Here is a 14,910-nt window from a genome sequence, read left to right on the forward strand (position 1 = left end):
CGCGAGGGCAGCGCCACGAAGTGGTCGTCGGGCTGGATGACATGACCGTTGGCCGTGGTGTGCCCCACCAGACCCTCACGGGTCGCGAACACCGTCGCGGAGAACGCCGCAGCCGCCCGCGGCCGCTCCTTCGCCCGCTCCGAGGCCGGCACCGCCTCCGCCGACAGCCGCAACCCCTCCACCACCGGACCGGCCGAGCCGTCCGCCATCCCGAACAGGGTCACCCGCGCCTGCACCGAGGACGCCGCACGCGGCAGCAGCGCCGGCGCACCGGCCGCCGCCTCCCGCCACTCCGTCCACACGCCACCCGCGCCGCGCCCGCGCACGTCGACCGCGACCCGCGTGCCCTGCGGCGTCCGCGCCTCCAGATCCACCGACACCCGGTGCACCGCACGGCCCAGGTCGCGCACGGGCAGCACCGCCGCACCCTGCGCGCCCTCACCCCCGGCCGACGCCGGACGCACCCCCTCCGCACGCAGCCGCAACGCACCGTCGGCGAAACGCACGCCCACGTCGTCACCGCCCCGCACACCCAACTCCGCACGCCAGGACACCTCCTGGCCCGGCTTCGCCGGGGCAGCGGGGGCGGCACCGGCCGGGCCGGAGGCGGCGCCCAGGCCGACCATGGCGAGCAGTGCGACGGCGCCGCTCAGCGCCCGGTGGCGTCGTACCCGCGAGGTCAGCACGTCGGCACCCCCGGCAGCCAGGCGTCGGAGACGTCGATGAAGATGTTCGAGATGTAGCCGCCGTAGTCCGGCAGGTAGGACCAGGCGTCGTTGCTGTAGCCGCCGTAGTGCACCATCTGGCCGCGCTTCTGGCACTGCACGGTGACGGTCGTCGGCCCGGAGAGGGTGGCGGTCACGGAGGAGTTGGTGGTGGCCTGGGCGCGGATGTTCACGCCGGAGCCCCAGGTCGGGAAGGACGTGCCGTCCCCGCCTCCGCCCCCCGGGGTGCAGGGCAGGCCGACGCCGCGCGCCGACAGGTAGGTGACGGGGTTGGCGCCGAAGCCGAAGCCGCCGTCAGGGTGGACCTCGAAGTGCAGGTGCGGGCCGGTGGACTGGCCTTCGCTGCCCATCAGCGCGATGCGCTGGCCGCCGCTGACGGTCTGCCCGACGGACACGTCGCGGTGGTACATGTGCCCGTATTCGGTGACCGTGCCGTCGGTGTGCCGGATGCGGATCCACTGGCCGTACCCGCCGGCCGGGCCGGAGTGGGTGACGGTGCCGGGGCCGACGGCGTAGATGGGCGTGCCCCGGCTGTTGGCGATGTCCACGCCGTCGTGCCCGTCGTGGTAGCCCTGGCTGATCACACCGGCGGTCGGGCACGAGCCGGAGTAGGCGAGGGACGGGGCGATCGGCGCCTGCTGCGGTGCGGCCGTGGCGGCGGCGGGGAGGGCGACCATCGTCGCCAGTACCGCGCCGGCCGAGACGACCGTCGTGAGGAGTCTTCGGGCGGCGCGTCTGCCGTGGAATCGGAACATGCGCTCTCCTGGAGGCGTAGTGGAATCGTGTTTCCGTCCGGGCCGGATGCCGCCAGGAAAGCAGGGGCGTCATGCACGCGACAATAAGCGGGCGGGGTGCGAAAGTGACGGGCCCGGGAAGCAGAAGACCACGGGTGGACGAATCATCCCCAACCGGTGGATAACACGGAGCGGGTGCCGTTGGTCCGACCTCTGACGCCCGGCCCCCCTCGGCCGCCCGGACGCCTCACAGCCACACGTCGGGCCCGCCGCCGCGCCACTCGATCAGGTCCGGGTCGTCCAGCCGGATGCCGTCCGGGTCCAGGCCCGCACGGCGCAGGAACTCCAGCAGGTCGGCCTCGCTGTACGCGATGCCGAGGATCGTTCCGTCGGCACGGACACGGCGGCCGCCACCGCCGCCCTCCGCGGGCGGATACACGACGACGGGTGCACGGGCCATGCCTCCACGCTCGCTCTCCGCGCCGCCCGCCGCATCTCCTTTCGCCCATTCGGCTGGCCTCGGACGGATGCTCGCGGACGGAGGGCGGACGAACGGCAGGACGGAGAGCAGGGTCTCCGGCGCCGGCTCAGTGCGCGGACGCGGGCTTCGCGGGGCGCTCCAGCGGCACCTCGGCGCGCACGGCGTAGCCCCCTTCCGGGGTCGGCCCGAACGTCAGCCGGCCGCCGAGCAGCACGGCGCGCTCCTGGAGGCCCACGATGCCGTGGCCGCCGCCGGGGATGTCCGGACGCGGCGCCGCCCCGTCCGGCGGCCCGTTGCGGATGCTCACCCGCAGCGCCTCGTCGTCGACGTCGACGGTGACCAGCGTGCGGGCGCCGGGCGCGTGCTTGCGGACGTTGGTCAGCGCCTCCTGCACCGTGCGGTACGCGGTCCGTTCGACCGCCTCCGGAAGCCGGCGGCCGTCGGCGCCGTCCATGCGCAGTTCGGCGTCCAGCCCGGACCCCTCGACCAGCTCCGGCAGGTTGCCCAGCCGCGGCTGCGGAAGCAGTTCCGTCGGCCCGGCACCGGCCGCGCGCAGCACCACGATCATGCCGCGCAACTCCTCCAGGGTGCCCGTCGCCAGCCGGCGCAGCGTGCCCGCGGCCTCCTTGACCTCCGGGTCGGCGGCGGTCACCTCCAGCGCCCCCGCCTGCACGGCCATCAGGCTGGCCTTGTGGGACACCACGTCGTGCATCTCCCGTGCCAGCCGGGCGTGTTCGCGCGCCAGCACCGTACGGGCGTGCAGCTCCCGCTCGTGGTCGCGTACGGTCGCCAGCTCCGCGACGCGGGCCGACAGGTCCTGCCGGGTCTGCACGAGGAGCCCTATGACGGCGGGACCGACGCCGAGCACCAGCGCGTAGATCAGGTTCTGCACGAGCAGTCCGGGCTCCGCCTCCGCGAACCGGCTCAGCGGCCACGGGATGAAGCTGCCCGTCACCACGGCCACCACCGCGAGCCGCACCTGCCAGGCGACCCGGCACCGGCTGGCCAGCGTGCCCAGCGCCACGATGGACGCCAGCAGCGCGACCCCCGCGTACAGGCCGGGCAACGCCAGGGCGAGCGTCAGCCGGGGCCAGCGGCGGCGCAGCAGGAGCGCCCCCGCGGCGACCCAGGACAGCACCGTCTGCCACAGGTGCGGAGTGGGCAGCGAGAAGTACACGTCGAGCGAGGCCAGCACGGCGACCACGGCGTCGGTCAGCCAGCCGCGGCGCATCCACCGCAGGGCGGTCAGCGGCGCGCGCACCGCCCGCCGCAGCCGGCCCCGGCCCTGCGCGGGCGCGTCGCCGGCCCGCCTCTCGTCGGCGGCGCGCACTTCGTCGGCGGTGGTGCCGTCGCGGGCGTCGGAGTTCTCGAGGGTGCCGGGAGTCTCTCGGGTGCCGGGAGCCTCGCGGGCGTCGGGGGTCTTGCGGGTGCCGCGGAATCCGGCGGCGCCGTGAGCGTTCATCGCGCGCCGTCGGCGCCGAGCAGACCCGCGCGTTCCGCGATCACGGCGGCCTGCACCCGGTTGGCCACCCCGAGCTTGGTGAGCACCGCGCTCACGTCGTCCTTCGCGGTCGCCGTGGAGAAGCACATCCGGGCGCCGATCTCGCCGTTCGACAGCCCCTCCCCGATGAAGGTGAGCACCTGTTTCTCCCGCCCGGACAGCTCCGCGACGGCACGGTCGGCGGACACCGCCTCGCCGCCCCGGCCGCCGTCCCGCAGGCGCCGCACCACCGAGGACGACATGCAACCCGCGCCCGTGCCCAGGGCCCGCACCGACCGCACCAGCACCTCCGGGTCGGTGTCCTTCAGCAGGAACCCGCCCGCGCCCAGCGCCAGCGCCTCGCCGAGGTACTCGTCGGTGTCGAAGGTCGTCAGCATCGCCACGTGCGGCGGTTCCGGCAGGCGGCGGATGTGCCGCAGCAGGGTGATCCCGTCGACGTCCGGCATCCGGATGTCGAGCAGGACGACGTCGGGCCGGTGCTCCCGTACGGCGGTCAGCGCGTCCGCGCCCGCGCAGGAGCCGACGACCTCTATGTCCGGGGCGCTGCCGAGGATCACGGTCAGGCCCGACCGGATGAGCACCTCGTCGTCGACGATGAGAAGCCGCAGCGTGGCGGCGGTTTCCGCGGTGGGGGACACGGCGTACCTCGGGAACTCGTACCGGACCGTCAGGGATGTCCCGAACACACTGCGGGAGGGCGCTCCGGAGGACCAGCCGATGTGTCCGGTCTCACATCGCGTACGGGCCGCCGCGGGGAGGCAGCCTGACCCGTATGCCGGAGCGGGCCGTCGCCGCGGCGAGGCAGTACGCCGGGACGAGGGCCGAACGCCGGGCGGGTCGCCCCGCCCGGCGCCCCCCCCGGGTGCTTCGGCCGCCGCCCAGTCTGACGCCCCCACCCGTACGGCGTAACCACCGGACGGCTGCCGTCTCCAGCCGGTCGGCGGGCGCCCGCCAGCCAGTTGGCGGTCCGTCGCCCCCCTGATGGCCACACTTCGCCATGCACAAGTAAAGAAGCACGTCCGAGGCTTGTGCACACCCCTCGGTGGGGTTGAAGGATCAGCCCCACCTACCAGCGACACCCACCAGCAGCACCTGCCCGCAGACCCCACCTGCCGGCAGCGGCACCATCGCCGCCACCGCGGCGGAACCGCAAGGGGGAACGCCTTGACCGCCTTCACCACACCGAACGGCCGCACCAGACGCGGAGCCGCACGCGGCACCGCAGGCACCGGTCCGGGCGGCGCCCGCACCCGGCGCGGCACGGTCCTCGCCGCCGCGAGCACCCTGGCGACCACCGCCCTCATAGCCGGCGTCGTGGCCGTACCGTCGGCCGGCGCCGCCCCGGCGGCCGCGGCCGATGCCCCCACGGCCGCGGCCGACCGGGCCCAGCGGGACCACCGGGCGGAGGCCCGCGGCGTGCGCGTCGCCGCTGCCCGCGCCGCCGCCGAGGGCATCGACTGGGCGGCCTGCCCCGCCGGCTGGGAACTGCCCGACCCCGTCCGGTGCGGCTGGGTCACCGTGCCCGTCGACTACGCCGAGCCGAACGGCGACACCGTGAAGCTCGCCGTCGACCGCGCCCCCGCGACCGGCGGGAAGGACGCCCACCAGGGCTCGCTCCTCTACAACCCCGGCGGGCCCGGCGGTTCCGGCATGCGCTTCCCGCTGCGCTCCACCACGGGCGGCGAGGTGTGGAAGAACCTCGCCGAGGCGTACGACTTCGTCGGGTTCGACCCGCGTGGCGTCGGCCGTTCCGCCCCCCTCTCCTGCATGGACCCGCTGGAGTTCGCCAAGGCCCCCAAGCCCGCGCCCGTCCCCGACGACGAGGCCGACAAGCGCGCCCACCGCAAGCTCGCCCGCGCGTACGCGGACGGCTGCGTCGAGCGCAGCGGCGACCTCCTCCGCCACATGAACACCCCGAACACCGCCCGCGACCTGGACGTGATCCGGGCCGCGCTGGGCGAGAAGAAGCTCAACTACCTCGGCGTCTCCTACGGGACCTACCTCGGCGCCGTCTACGCCGAGCTGTTCCCCGGCCACGTCCGCCGGATGGTGTTCGACAGCGTGGTCAACCCGTCCCGCGAGAAGATCTGGTACCAGGCCAACCTCGACCAGAACGTCGCCTTCCAGACGCGCTGGAACGACTGGACGGCATGGGTCGCCGAGCACGACGACGTGTACGGCATCGGTGCCACCGGCGAGCAGGTCCAGGAGCGGTTCACCGCGCTGCGCGCCGCCGTGAAGAAGGAGCCCGTCGGCGGCGTCGTCGGCCCCGCCGAACTGCTCGGCTTCTTCCAGGGCGCCACCTACTCCGACCGGGCCTGGGCGCCCGTCGCCGCCGTCTGGTCCGCCTACGCCAAGGGCGACGAGCAGGCCCTCGTCGACGCCGCCGGCCCGGACCCCTCCGACACCGCGGGCAACGTCTCCTCGGAGAACGGCAACGCCGTCTACACCGCCGTCGAGTGCAACGACGCGCGCTGGCCGTCGAACTGGAAGCGCTGGGACCGGGACAGCACCCGGCTGCACCGCGACCACCCGTTCCTGACCTGGTCCAACACCTGGATGAACCTGCCCTGCGCCGACTGGCCGCTGGAGCAGCGCGAACCCGTCGAGGTCCGTCCCGGCCGGAAGCTGCCTCCCACGCTGATCCTCCAGGCGGAACGCGACGCCGCCACCCCGTACGAGGGCGCCGTCGAGCTGCACGAGCGGCTCAAGGGCTCCCGGCTCGTCACCGAACGGGACGCCGGTTCGCACGGCGTCTCCGGGCTCACCAACCCGTGCGTCAACAAGCGCGTCGACGCCTACCTGCTGGACGGCACCCTCGGGAAGCGGGACGTCACCTGCGCCCCGCACGCCGAACCGCAGCCCGAGGCACCGGCGCAGGCGAAGGCGCCGGACCAGGCGTCCCGCGACGCCGGCGCGGCGACCGTCTCCGCTCCCTGACCCGCGGCGCCGACTCCGCGGACGCTCCCCACCGCCCACGGCATCGGCGCCGCACCGACCAGGCGGGGGCCGGAGGCCCCACACTCCGGCCCCCGCCACCCCTCGTACCGGTGAGGCCCCAGACCGGTGAGGGGAGAGCGGTGCCCGACTTCCCCCGCCTCCCCTCACCACCCACCCGCCCCACACGCCTCCCTCCCACGACGGCGCACCACCCCACCCGTCCGCCTCCCCCGTCTGCCTCCCCCCGACCGGGGTAGAGGGAAGGGGACGGCCGGAGGGAGGCGGGCGCCGGTCCGCGTTCCGGCCGGGGAAGGGGACACCATGACCGGGTCACCCGTCGAGGACGACCTCCGGGCGGCGGAGAAGAAGCTCCTGCAAGGGCTGACCATCGACGACCGGCGCCCCGAGCAACCCGTGGTGCTGGACGCGGAGGGACGGCCGCTCTCGACGTGGCGCGAGAACCACCCGTACGACGAGAAGCTGCGCAGAAAACCGTACGAGCGCACCAAGCGCCTGCTCCAGATCGAGTTGCTGAAGGTGCAGCGGTGGGCCCGGGAGACCGGGCAGCGCATCGTCGTGGTCTGCGAGGGCCGGGACGCGGCGGGCAAAGGCGGCACGATCCAGCGCTTCACCGAACGCCTCAACCCCCGCGGCGCACGCGTCGTCGCGCTGGAGAAGCCGACCGAGCGGGAACGCGGCCAGTGGTACTTCCAGCGTTACGCCGCCCACCTCCCCTCCGCCGGGGAGATCGTCTTCTTCGACCGCTCCTGGTACAACCGGGCCGGCGTCGAGCAGGTCATGGGCTTCTGCACCCCGGAGGAGCACCGCCTCTTCCTCCAGCAGGCTCCGCTGTTCGAGCAGATGCTGACGGACGACGGCATCCTGCTCGTGAAGTTCTGGTTCTCCCTCTCCCAGGGCGAGCAACGCACCCGCTTCGCCATACGCCAGGTCGACCCGGTACGCCGGTGGAAGCTCTCACCCACCGACCTGGCGTCGCTCGACCTGTGGGACGCCTACACCACGGCGAAGATCGACATGTTCCGCGCCACCGACACCCCGCACGCGCCGTGGACCGTGGTCAAGAGCAACGACAAGAAGCGGGCCCGGCTGGAGGCCATGCGCCACCTGCTGAGCCGCTGCGACTACCCCGCCAAGGACCCGGACGCCGTCGGCGCATGCGACCCGCTGATCGTCGGCCCCGCGGACACCCTCCTGGAGGCGGGCGAGGAACCGACCGACCTCTCCCCCACGCCCCTCGCCGACCACGGCACGGGCCCGGGCCGCCACCCCGGGCAGCCCGCCGACACGGCCGAGACGCCGTGAGACGCCGCCGGACGCCGCGAAGCCCGGGCCGGGACACCGCCCGGCCCGGGCTCCTTCGGTAGGTCGTGTGGGACTCGAACCCACAACCAATGGATTAAAAGTCCACTGCTCTGCCAATTGAGCTAACGACCCGCCCCCGCAGCATAGCCCGGAGGCGGGTCGATCATCGAAGCCATTCCCCCGTGAAGCGCCTACACCTCGGGCCCTCCCCCGGAGAGCACGGCGACCCCGTCCGCGGGCAGCACACCGGCCGCGCGTCAGCCACCCCGGCCCGCGCCACCCCGACGACAACGGCCCGGGACCCGAACGGAGTTCGGGTCCCGGGCCGGGGAGTCGTGCCGGGCGTCAGCCCGTCGCGTCAGCCGTTGCGCTTCCAGCGCGGCTTGTCGGTGCGGCGGTCGGAGTGGCGCCCGCCCGCGTTGCCGCCGCCCCGGTGGAAGGAGCCGGCGCCGCTCCCGCGGTGGTCGTCGCGGCGGCCGTACGGGCGGCGCTCGTCACGACGGTCGCGGTTGAAGGGGCGCCGGTCGTCCCGCCGGTCGTCGCGGTTGAACGGACGGCCGCCGTCACGACGGTCACGGTTGAACGGACGGTCCTCGCGCCGCTCGCGGTTGAACGGACGGTCCTCCCGCCGGTCGCGGTTGTAGGGCCGACGGTCGTCGCGCCGGTCGTCCCGCTTGAACGGACGGCCGCCGTCACGACGGTCACGGTTGAACGGACGGTCGTCCCGCCGGTCGTCACGGCCGCCGCCCTCGCGCCGGTCGTCGCGGCGGTCGAACGACCGCTCGTCGCGCTTGCGTTCGCGGCGCTCCTCGCGGCGGCGCTCCTCCGCGGCGCGGGCCTTCGCCTCGGCCTCGGCCTCCGCCGCCGCCTCGGCGGCGAGCGCCTCGGCGGCCGCGGCGACGGCCTCGTCCGGGTCGTCGCCCCGCTCGCGCGCGGCGCGCGCGGTGAGGCGGTCGGCCTCCTCACGCAGCTCGGCGGCGCGGCGCTGCGCGCCTTCCAGGCGCCGGGCCAGGTCCTTGGCCTCGCGCTCCGCCTGCTTGGCGGCGTTCGCCGTGGACTCGGCCTGCACCTCGGTCAGCGAGCGGGCGCCGGTGATGCGGGCGACCTCGTCGTCGAAGACGTCGCCGCGGCCGATGATGTGGCGGGAGGCGTCGACGCCCGCGTCCTCCATCAGCCGGAAGATCTGCCGCCGCTGGTGCGGGAGGGCGAGGGAGACGACGGTGCCGGACTCGCCCGCGCGGGCGGTGCGGCCGGAGCGGTGCAGGTAGTCCTTGTGGTCGCCGGCCGGGTCCACGTTGAGGACCAGGTCGATGCCGTCGACGTGGATGCCGCGCGCGGCGACGTCCGTGGCGACGAGCGTGTTGACCTTGCCGTCCTTGAAGTCGGCGAGGGTGCGGGTGCGGGCGCCCTGGGTCATGCCGCCGTGCAGGGCGTCGGCGCGCACGCCGGCGTCGCGCAGCTGCTCGGCGACGCGGTCGGCGCCGAGCTGGGTGCGGACGAAGATGATGGTGCGGCCCTTGCGGGCGGCGATCGCCGCGGTGACGGGCTGCTTGTCGCGCGGCTTCACCACCAGCACGTGGTGCGTCATGGTCGTGACGGCGCCCTGGGCGGCGTCCACCTGGTGGCTGACCGGGTCGACGAGGTAGCGGTCGACGAGGGTGCCGATCTCCTTCTCCAGGGTGGCGGAGAACAGCATGCGCTGGCCGCCCTCAGGGATGAGGTCGAGGAGTTCGGTGACCTCGGGCAGGAAGCCCAGGTCGGACATCTGATCGGCCTCGTCCAGGACGGCGATCTCGACGTCCTGGAGCGAGCAGGCGCCGCGGTTGATCAGGTCGCGCAGGCGGCCCGGGGTGGCGACGAGGATGTCGACCCCGCGCTCCAGGGCGTAGATCTGGTTGCCCATCGAGGTGCCGCCGCAGACGACCTTGAACTTGAGGCCGAGCACGTCGCCGTACGGCTGGAGCGCGTCGGAGACCTGCATGGCCAGTTCGCGGGTCGGGGTGAGGATGACGCCGCGCGGGCGCTTCTTCTCCGTGCGGCCGCCGGTGAGGCGGCTGAGCAGCGGCAGGCCGAACGACAGCGTCTTGCCGGAGCCGGTACGGCCGCGGCCGAGGATGTCCTTGCCGGCGAGGGCGTCGGGGATGGTGGCGGCCTGGATGGGGAACGGCGTGGTGACGCCGTTCTGTGCGAGCTTGCGGACGACCTGCTCGGGAAGACCGAGGTCGCCGAAGGTGAGGGACTGTTCCGCGTCGGCGTCCTCGGGGAGAACGGCGTCAAGGGCGGAAACGGGCGCAGACATGCGTGAACAAACCTTCCGGAGTCATCGGCACGTGCCCATAACTCCGTGAAGCACACTGGACCGCCTCGATGCGGTCTGCCACGGCAGGGAAGGAACGCGCCACACGGCGCGCTTCAGTCGTGGCGCCGGGCGAGGGTGAATGGGATCAAACGATCTACCACCATACGCACCCGGTGGGGTGGCGCGCAAACCGGTGCAGTCGGTGGTGAGGGCCGTCACACACGCGTTCTCGGCGGGCGGTTCGGGATGTCGGGTGTCACCGGTCGTGCGCCCAGGCCGGGGCTCCCGCTCCGCCCGCACCGCCGCCCTCCGAGCCGCCGCCGCTGCTCCCCGCGGGCGGGGTGGCGCCACCGGACGGCCCCGAGGCACCGGACGTGCCGCCGGAGGCGTCGCCGCCGCCGTTCCCGTCCCCGCCGCCCGTGCCGCCGGGCGTACCGCCGCCCTCGGATCCGCCCGTGCCGCTGGACGGCGACGGGCCGGGGTCGCCGCCGCCCGTCGCGTCGCCCGGGGTGCCGCCGGTGGCCGGGGGCTGCGGGCCGCCGCCGGGGGTGCCCCCGTCGTCACCCTCGCCGTCCCTCCCGTCACCGCGGCCACCCTTCGACCGGTCGTCGCCCTCGCGCTCGTCCTTCCCGTCCTTCCCGTCCTTGCCGGCCTTCCCGTCCTTGCCGCCGTCGTCGCCGTGGGAGCCGTCCCCGCTCCGGTCGCCGGCCTCCTTGCCGTCTCCCCCGTCCGCGCCCGCACGGCCCGGGCGGCCCCCTCCGTCACCGTCGTGGCCGTCCGCCTTCTCCCCGTCCCGGCCTCCGGCCTTCTCGTCCGAGCCGGCCGACTTACGGTCGTCGTCGCGGCCGTCCTTCGCGTCGTCGGACGACCCGGCGGCCATGCAGCCGGTCGCGGCGACCAGCAGCAGCGCACAGGCGACCGTACGGGCGGTCGCACGGCCGACCCTGCGGGCGGCGGCACGGGCGGCGGCACGGGCGGGGACGCGGGTGGGGACGCTGCGGGCGAGGGACGCTCTGGACACGGTGCCTCCGGGGATGCGGGCGGTGCGGGCGGTGCGGCCGGTGTTCGGCGGTGTGGGCGGGGAACCCAGCGTCCTGCTCAACTTCCCCGACCTCCCGCAGGACACGGCGCCGGAGGCCGCCGCGGGGCCCACGTTCCCTCCGTCGGCGCAGGCGAGCACCGCCGTTCGCCGCCGGTGACCTGCCGGCCCGTCAGCACGCCCTGCCCGTCCCGTGGTTCGCCGCGCCCGGCAGCGGGGCGGCGCGGGAGTGCCGCTCGTCGCCGGGGGTCTCAGACCGCGCCGGTCAGTGCCAGTCCCGCGGCCGCCGCGCCGGTGCCCGCACACACCGACGCGGCCACGTTCGCCCCGGCGAGCACCCCGCGGCCGCTCTCCGCGAGCCGCAGCGTCTCCCAGGAGAACGTCGAATACGTGGTCAGCGCCCCGCACAGCCCCGTTCCGAGCAGCGCCTGCACGTCGTCCCCCGCTCCACCCCCGCCGAGAACCGCACCCGTGAGCAGGCCCAGTGCCAGGCAGCCGGTGACGTTGACGGCGAAGGTCCCCCAGGGGAAGTCGGTGGCGTGACGGCTCTGCACCGCCCGGTCCGCCAGGTACCTCAGCGGGGCCCCGAGCGCCCCGCCCAGCGCGACCCACAGCCACGTCACGGCCGTCGCCTCCCCACGACCCTGCGGGTCCCCCACGCACCCACGGCCACCGCAGCGACGGCCACCAGCGGCGTGGCGGCCACGGACACGAGCGCCGCGCCGGGACGCCCGTCCGCCGCCCGCGCGACCGCCTCGACGGCGTACGTGGAGAAGGTGGTGAACCCGCCCAGCACGCCCACGCCGAGGAACGGCCGGGCCAGCGGGTGGGACCACGCCGCGCGCCACCGTCCCGGACCGGGCCGCGCGTCGCCGATCAGCACCATCAGCACGCCGATCAGCGCACAGCCGAGCCCGTTCACGGCGAACGTCCCCCACGGGAAGCCGTGGGGGCGTGCGGGGAGCGCGAGCGTCAGCGCGTGGCGTGCGAGCGCGCCCGACGCGCCCCCGCAGGCGATCGCGGCGAGCAGCGGCCACCGTCGCCGGCCCACGGTCTCCGCCCGGTGCTGCGCGAGGCGCAGGTCGACGTCCGAGTCGACGGGATCGGAGGACGGTCGCCGGGCGCCGGGGCGGGTCACCCGTAGCCCAGGGCGTGCAGACGTTCGTCGTCGATGCCGAAGTGGTGGGCGATCTCGTGGACGACCGTGATCTCGACCTCCTCGACCACCAGGTCGCGGTCGCCGTCCTCGGACTCGACGAGCCGCAGCGTGGGTCCGAGGTAGATCGTGATGCGGTCCGGCAGCACGCCCGCGTACCACTCGCCGCGTTCGGTCAGCGGCGTGCCCTCGTACAGCCCCAGCAGGTCGGGGTCGTGCGCCGGGGGCTCGTCCTCGACGAACACCGCCACGTTGTCCATGAGCCTGGTCAGCTCGGGCGGGATGCGGTCCAGGGCCTGGGCGACCAGTTCCTCGAAGTCCTCGCGCGTCATCTCCAGCACGCCGCCATTGTCGCCGCACCCGCCCCGGCGCACGAGGTGCCCCGCCCCACCGCTTTCCGCCCCCGGTCCGCACACGTCCCGGGACACCGGCGAGGGAACCGTTTTGGCACGACGTGACCCGGCGCACGTATCGCCCATGCCGCACCGGGTGGTGTTCAATGCCCCTGTTCTGCATGAATCTCCTGCGTCCAGGGCATAGGGGGCTCCATGGCCGCGCGTGAAGAACGGCACCGTCCGACCCGCCGTCCGTTCCGATCGCCGGGAGCCGCTCTCTCCCGTGCCGGGCGCGCCGGGCGCGCCGCCGCCGCACGCGTACGGCGGTGGGTGAGACGTCCACGCAACGGCCACGGCGCCGCGGCCGCCGACGGAGCGGCGCAGCCCCCGCAGGGTGCGGGGCTGTCCCGGGAGGGGCGCCCCGCGCAGCGCTGGAAGCGTGCGGGCGGCCTGGTCGCCGTCACCCTCCTGGGGGCCTGGCTGGGCCTGCTGATCGTGGGAAACGTGCGCACCGACGTCGGGCCGATGGACACCACGATGACCCTGCGCCCCTCGCTCTCCGGCGGCACGAAGATCAACGTGTCGCCGCTCGGCTCCCTGGAGCTGGACAGCCATCACGCGCCGCTCCGCCTCGACGTGAACGTCGACCAGCTCGACCCCGTACGGTCCACCGCCCTCGTCAGCCACCCGGAACGCATCAACGGCCTCGAGAACGAGATCACCACCGACGTGCAGGACGGCGTGCTCGACGTCGCCGTCCGCACGGTCGTCGCCGTGGTGCTCGGCTCCACGGTGCTGGGCCTGGCCGTCTACCGGCGTCCGCGCCGCGCCCTGGCCGCGGGCGGACTCGCTCTCGCGCTGCTCGCCACCTCCGGCGTCACGGCGCTCGCGACGTGGAACCCGAAGTCGGTGCTGGAGCCGAAGTTCTCCGGCCTGCTCGCCAGCGCGCCGTCCGTGGTGGGCAGCGCCCGCAGCATCGTCACGGACTTCGGCGCCTACCAGGAGGAACTGGCCCGGCTGGTCACCAACGTCACCAAGCTCTACGAGGCGACCTCCACCCTGCCCGCCTACCAGCCGTCGCCGAACACCACGCGCGTGCTGCACGTCTCCGACATCCATCTCAACCCGATCGCGTGGAGCGTCGTGCGCTCCCTGGTCGAGCAGTACGACATCGACGTCATCGTCGACGCGGGCGACACCATGGACCACGGCACCGCGGCCGAGAACTACTTCCTCGACCCCGTCCCCGACCTCGGCGCCCCCTACGTGTGGGTGCGCGGCAACCACGACTCCATCGAGACGCAGGCGGCCATGGCCGAGCTGGGCGACGGCGTGTACGTGCTGGACAACGGCGTCGCCGTGACCGTCGCGGGCGTCCGCATCGCCGGCATGGGCGACCCGCAGTTCACCCCCGACCGTTCCGTCGTCCCCGAGGGCGACCCGGCGGAACGCGCCGCCGGGCGTGAGCTGGCGTTCGCACTCCGCAAGCAGGCTGCTCAGGACACCCCCGTGGACATCGCCGTGATGCACAACCCGGTCGCCGCCGCCGAGACCGACGGCGAGGTGCCGCTCGCCCTCGCCGGCCACACCCACAAGCGCAGCAACGAGATCCTCGACGACGGCACCCGCCTGATGGTCGAGGGCACCACGGGCGGCGGCGGCCTCCGCGCCGTCGAGGACGACGACCCGCAGCAGGTGCAGGCCACCGTGCTCTACCTGGACGAGGAGACCGACCAGCTCCAGGCCTGGGACTCGATCACGCTCGGCGGGCTCGGGCTCTCCAAGGCCGAGGTCAGCCGGCACCTGCCCGGCGACGTGAACCCGCCGGAGCCCACACCGTCCCCCTCCTCCCCCTCGCCGTCGCCTTCGGTGCCGGGCGAGCCGCCCGGCACGCCCAGCCCGGGGAGCCCCGCACCCGGCGTCCCGCCCACCACCGGCGCCCCCACCCGGGAGGCGGCGCCGTGACCTGCGGCGTTCCACCGACCACGGTCGTACGGGAATCCGTTTTGGCGTTCCGTCCCGCCATCCCATATGCTTCTCACGTCCCCGACGCGCTGCGAAGCGCCCAGGTGGGTCATCAGCCCTCATCGTCTAGTGGCCCAGGACGCCGCCCTTTCAAGGCGGTAGCACGGGTTCGAATCCCGTTGGGGGCACGCACCACCCTGTGCGAGACTGGTTCCCGCACAGCACGAGCTTGGTCCTGTGGAGCAGTTTGGAGTGCTCGCCACCCTGTCAAGGTGGAGGCCGCGGGTTCAAATCCCGTCAGGACCGCTGTGGCTGGGTAGCTCAGTTGGTACGAGCGTCCGCCTGAAAAGCGGAAGGTCGCCGGTTCGACCCCGGCCCCAGCCACACCGCGTGAACAGGGAAAACCCCCTGC

Annotated in this window: 12 protein-coding genes, 4 tRNA genes and 1 pseudogene; 6 read left to right on the forward strand and 11 right to left on the reverse strand. The window is 74.3% G+C overall.

Annotated elements, in window-relative coordinates; genetic code table 11:
* The 5 genes and pseudogenes from K304_RS0113425 to K304_RS32895 form a co-directional block, all read right to left on the reverse strand.
* Positions 1–686: pseudogene (locus K304_RS0113425) on the reverse strand (hypothetical protein); the annotation flags it as partial.
* A complete protein-coding gene (locus tag K304_RS31700) occupies positions 680–1,480 on the reverse strand; it encodes a peptidoglycan DD-metalloendopeptidase family protein (protein ID WP_078529045.1) in 801 nt (266 codons plus the stop codon). The gene K304_RS31700 and the pseudogene K304_RS0113425, both read right to left, overlap by 7 nt.
* 226 nt (positions 1,481–1,706) lie before the next feature.
* Positions 1,707–1,919 (reverse strand): hypothetical protein, encoded by a 213-nt coding sequence (locus K304_RS0113435; protein ID WP_027764175.1) that lies wholly within the window; start codon positions 1,917–1,919, stop codon positions 1,707–1,709.
* 127 nt (positions 1,920–2,046) lie between these two features.
* Entirely contained in the window at positions 2,047–3,402 is a 1,356-nt protein-coding gene (locus K304_RS0113440; protein ID WP_051308423.1) for a histidine kinase, read from the reverse strand.
* On the reverse strand, positions 3,399–4,079 hold the full coding sequence (locus K304_RS32895; RefSeq protein WP_311673556.1) for a response regulator transcription factor: 681 nt from the start codon (positions 4,077–4,079) through the stop codon (positions 3,399–3,401). The genes K304_RS0113440 and K304_RS32895 overlap by 4 nt, the downstream gene beginning before the upstream one ends.
* A gap of 646 nt (positions 4,080–4,725) precedes the next feature.
* Here K304_RS32895 and K304_RS28885 point away from each other — a divergent pair.
* Together K304_RS28885 and ppk2 are read left to right on the forward strand one after the other, a co-directional pair.
* On the forward strand, positions 4,726–6,381 hold the full coding sequence (locus tag K304_RS28885; protein ID WP_051308438.1) for an alpha/beta hydrolase: 1,656 nt from the start codon (positions 4,726–4,728) through the stop codon (positions 6,379–6,381).
* 321 nt (positions 6,382–6,702) lie between these two features.
* The gene (ppk2, locus tag K304_RS0113455) at positions 6,703–7,704 is read left to right on the forward strand and encodes a polyphosphate kinase 2 (RefSeq protein WP_027764178.1); all 1,002 of its coding nucleotides are present in this window, start codon (positions 6,703–6,705) and stop codon (positions 7,702–7,704) included.
* A gap of 59 nt (positions 7,705–7,763) precedes the next feature.
* Here the strand turns inward: ppk2 and K304_RS0113460 are convergent.
* From K304_RS0113460 to K304_RS0113490, 6 genes are all read right to left on the reverse strand, one after another.
* Positions 7,764–7,836, reverse strand: a tRNA-Lys gene (locus K304_RS0113460).
* A gap of 226 nt (positions 7,837–8,062) precedes the next feature.
* Positions 8,063–10,003, reverse strand: a complete 1,941-nt coding sequence (locus tag K304_RS0113465) for a DEAD/DEAH box helicase (RefSeq protein WP_027764179.1) — start codon at positions 10,001–10,003, stop codon at positions 8,063–8,065.
* 256 nt (positions 10,004–10,259) lie between these two features.
* Positions 10,260–11,105: a hypothetical protein gene (locus tag K304_RS33350; RefSeq protein WP_158687339.1), complete on the reverse strand. Its 846-nt coding sequence runs from the start codon at positions 11,103–11,105 to the stop codon at positions 10,260–10,262.
* A gap of 188 nt (positions 11,106–11,293) precedes the next feature.
* Complete coding sequence (gene crcB / locus K304_RS0113480; protein ID WP_027764181.1) at positions 11,294–11,665, reverse strand: fluoride efflux transporter CrcB; 372 nt, start codon at positions 11,663–11,665, stop codon at positions 11,294–11,296.
* Positions 11,662–12,180 (reverse strand): FluC/FEX family fluoride channel, encoded by a 519-nt coding sequence (locus K304_RS0113485; protein WP_027764182.1) that lies wholly within the window; start codon positions 12,178–12,180, stop codon positions 11,662–11,664. Before K304_RS0113485 ends, crcB begins: the two co-directional genes overlap by 4 nt.
* Complete coding sequence (locus K304_RS0113490; protein ID WP_027764183.1) at positions 12,177–12,539, reverse strand: metallopeptidase family protein; 363 nt, start codon at positions 12,537–12,539, stop codon at positions 12,177–12,179. Before K304_RS0113490 ends, K304_RS0113485 begins: the two co-directional genes overlap by 4 nt.
* 207 nt (positions 12,540–12,746) lie before the next feature.
* Between K304_RS0113490 and K304_RS28890 the strand changes: the two genes are divergently transcribed.
* From K304_RS28890 to K304_RS0113510, 4 genes are all read left to right on the forward strand, one after another.
* Positions 12,747–14,498 carry a metallophosphoesterase gene (locus K304_RS28890; protein ID WP_051308424.1) on the forward strand — a complete coding sequence of 584 codons (1,752 nt, stop codon included), beginning with the start codon at positions 12,747–12,749 and terminating at the stop codon, positions 14,496–14,498.
* Positions 14,499–14,613: 115 nt separating this feature from the next.
* Positions 14,614–14,686 (forward strand) — tRNA-Glu (locus K304_RS0113500).
* 43 nt (positions 14,687–14,729) lie between these two features.
* Positions 14,730–14,804 (forward strand) — tRNA-Asp (locus K304_RS0113505).
* 4 nt (positions 14,805–14,808) lie between these two features.
* Positions 14,809–14,882: transfer RNA gene (locus tag K304_RS0113510), tRNA-Phe, on the forward strand.
* The last annotated feature ends 28 nt before the right edge of the window (positions 14,883–14,910 follow it).

This window comes from Streptomyces sp. CNS606, assembly GCF_000426325.1.